Origin of the sequence: Achromobacter sp. SIMBA_011 (genome assembly GCF_046535435.1) — a bacterium.
Lineage (GTDB): Bacteria > Pseudomonadota > Gammaproteobacteria > Burkholderiales > Burkholderiaceae_B > Achromobacter > Achromobacter dolens.
The window spans coordinates 1-323 of record NZ_JAWRWN010000196.1 but is presented as its reverse complement, the minus strand read 5'-3'; the positions used below and the strand labels follow the sequence as shown (position 1 = coordinate 323).

1 protein-coding gene is annotated in these 323 nt (G+C 64.7%); it reads right to left on the bottom strand.

Annotated elements, in window-relative coordinates; all coding sequences use genetic code 11:
* Positions 1-323, bottom strand: a 323-nt coding sequence (locus SB816_RS30550; RefSeq protein WP_410548059.1) for an ABC transporter permease subunit, incomplete at both ends; no start/stop codon positions are given.

Here is a 323-nt window from a genome sequence, read left to right as displayed (position 1 = left end):
CGTGCGCCGGTGAACAGCCCGAGACAGACGATCGACGCGGTGAAGAACTGCGTGCCGGGCGGCAGCTGCTTGATCCAGGTGCCGATCGACGCGGGCAGCAGCTCCGGCACGACCAGGTACCAGACGAAGAACTGCACGATCAGCGGGATGTTGCGGAAGATCGACACGTAGACGGTGCCGAGCGCGGCGAGCCATTGGTTCGGCACGGTGCGCAGCACGCCGAACAGCGAACCGACGATCAGCGCGATGACCCAGGCGACCAGCGACACTTCGATCGTCACCCAGAAGCCGGACATCAGCCATCCGAAGTAAGTCGTCGGCTC